We start from the raw sequence: 2184 nt of genomic DNA, 5'->3' as shown, positions 1-2184 counted from the left end.
TCCACCGCGTTGAACGCGGCCAGGCGCTGCTGGTACAGGTCGTAGATGGTCGCGGCTTCCATCTCGCGCGCGGTGCGCGCGGCGGCCATGGCTTCGTCCGGGGTGAGGCCGGCGTTCTTCGCCTTGCCTACCAGGTTGCGGATGCCCTGGATCACCTCGGGCTTGACGCCCTTGGGCGAGAGCTCCTTGATCATGTTGGCGCTGTCGTCCGCGTCCAGCACGGAGAAGCCGCGGCGCAGTTTCGCGCGTGCGTGCTCGATCTGCAGGAACTTCAGCCCCAGCGCATGGAAGGTGCAGACGGTCAGGGCGCGCGCCGACTCATCCGAGATGAGCTTGCCCACGCGCTCGCGCATCTCCTTCGCCGCCTTGTTGGTGAAGGTGATCGCGGCGATCTTCTCCGCCGCCAGGTGGCGCCGGGAGATGAGGTGGGAGATCTTCTCCGTGATGACGCGGGTCTTGCCGGAGCCGGCGCCAGCGAGCACGAGGAGGGGGCCGTCGCAGTACTCGACAGCCGCGTGTTGTTGCGGATTCAGCATCGGGATCGGCCCGGGCGGGCAGGCGGACGGACGAGGAGGCGATGGTAGCAGGACCGCCGCCCAGCCGCCCGGCCCCGGCGACCGGAAAGGCCCGGGGCCGTGCCGGATTCGCTAAAATGCCCGGTCGAGACCAGGAAAGCGCATGGCCAAGCTGTATTTCTATTATTCGGCGATGAACGCCGGCAAGACCACGACCCTGCTGCAGAGCGCCCATAACTACCACGAGCGCGGCATGCGGACGCTGATCCTCACCCCGGCGCTGGATAACCGGTACGGGGAGGGCATCGTGGCCTCGCGGATCGGCCTGCAGGCCCGCGCCATGCGCTTCGCGGGTGAGGAGGACATCTTCGCCATCGTGGAGAAGGACATCGCCCAGCGCGGCACCCTGAACTGCGTGCTGGTCGACGAGGCCCAGTTCCTCTCGAAGAACCAGGTCTGGCAGCTCACCGACGTGGTCGATCGCCTGGGCATCCCGGTGTTGGCCTATGGCCTGCGTACCGATTTCCGGGGCGAGCTGTTCGAGGGCAGCAAGTACCTGCTGGCCTGGGCGGATAACCTCGACGAGATCAAGACCATCTGCCACTCGGGCAAGAAGGCCACCATGGTCGTGCGCGTGGATGAACACGGTCGCGCCGTGACCCAGGGGCCGCAGGTTGAGATCGGCGGCAACGACCGCTATGTCTCCGTGAGCCGTGCGGAATTCAAGAGCATCACCGCGGGCGATGGCCGTATCGAGCTGCAGCAGCCCGTGCTGCCCCTTGGCGAAAGCGAACCCACTGAAGGACACGACGCGTGACCGAGACGACGAACACCGCCGCCGAATGGCCGCGCCCTTACTGGCAGCCCAGCGATGAGCAGGGCGTGTTGCTGTTCTTCGTGTTTGGCGGTTTCGCCGAGGACGTCGCCATCCCCGCCATGAAATACGGCAGCCCGGGCTTGCCCGAAGGCATCGAGATGCAGCGCATGCAGAACAGCGTGCTGGCGCGATGGGAGGGCTACCCGCTCGCCGGCGCGCTGGGCGAACTCCTGGCCGAGGACAACCCCGAGGCGTTCAAGGCCGCGAAGGATGCCCCGCACGTCATGGTGATCCGTGGCCGTTTCCCGGATCGGGAAGACCTCGGCTACCTGCGTGACACGCTGGGCGTGGTCGCCGCGCTCACGGATGTCGGTGGCAACGTCGTCGTCGATCCGCAGATCCTTTCCCTGTTCAGTGCCGAAGCCTGGCGCGACCACTACCTGATCCAGGGTGGCGCACCGACCCGCCACCACGTGCTTATCCTCTGCAGCCCGGAAGAAACGAAGGGCCGCTCCTGGATTCGTACGCGCGGCATGCGCAAGTTCGGCCGGCCCGACTTCAGCTTCACCCATGTGCCGGACAACGAGATCGATCGCGTCGGCGCGCTGGCGGAAAGCCTCGTCGATCTTGGCGCGCTCGGCGCACGTTTCCAGGACGGCCAGGCCGTCGAAGTGGCCGGCCTCCCCGTCGATCTCACCGTGGCACTGCACGGCGACGAAAACGACCCCCGCTTCAACAACTCCCACGCCGAGATGCGCTGGCCGCGCTAGGCGCCGTTGTGGGGGGGGGGGGGGGGGGGGGGGGGGGGGGGGGGGGGGGGGGGGGGGGGGGGGCGGCCGCCGCGCCGCCCCC

Annotated in this window: 3 protein-coding genes; 2 read left to right on the top strand and 1 reads right to left on the bottom strand. The window is 67.9% G+C overall.

The window, feature by feature from the left end; all coding sequences use genetic code 11:
- On the bottom strand, positions 1 to 536 hold a 536-nt coding region (locus ACTHLF_RS14705), incomplete at its 3' end, for a UvrD-helicase domain-containing protein (protein WP_440328110.1).
- Positions 537 to 678: 142 nt separating this feature from the next.
- Between ACTHLF_RS14705 and ACTHLF_RS14700 the strand changes: the two genes are divergently transcribed.
- Together ACTHLF_RS14700 and ACTHLF_RS14695 are read left to right on the top strand one after the other, a co-directional pair.
- Positions 679 to 1332: a thymidine kinase gene (locus ACTHLF_RS14700; RefSeq protein ID WP_440328108.1), complete on the top strand. Its 654-nt coding sequence runs from the start codon at positions 679 to 681 to the stop codon at positions 1330 to 1332.
- Complete coding sequence (locus ACTHLF_RS14695; RefSeq protein WP_440328106.1) at positions 1329 to 2102, top strand: hypothetical protein; 774 nt, start codon at positions 1329 to 1331, stop codon at positions 2100 to 2102. Before ACTHLF_RS14700 ends, ACTHLF_RS14695 begins: the two co-directional genes overlap by 4 nt.
- The last annotated feature ends 82 nt before the right edge of the window (positions 2103 to 2184 follow it).

Source organism: Luteibacter sp. (assembly GCF_051958795.1).
Lineage (GTDB): Bacteria > Pseudomonadota > Gammaproteobacteria > Xanthomonadales > Rhodanobacteraceae > Luteibacter.
This window is presented reverse-complemented; position numbering and strand designations above follow the sequence as displayed.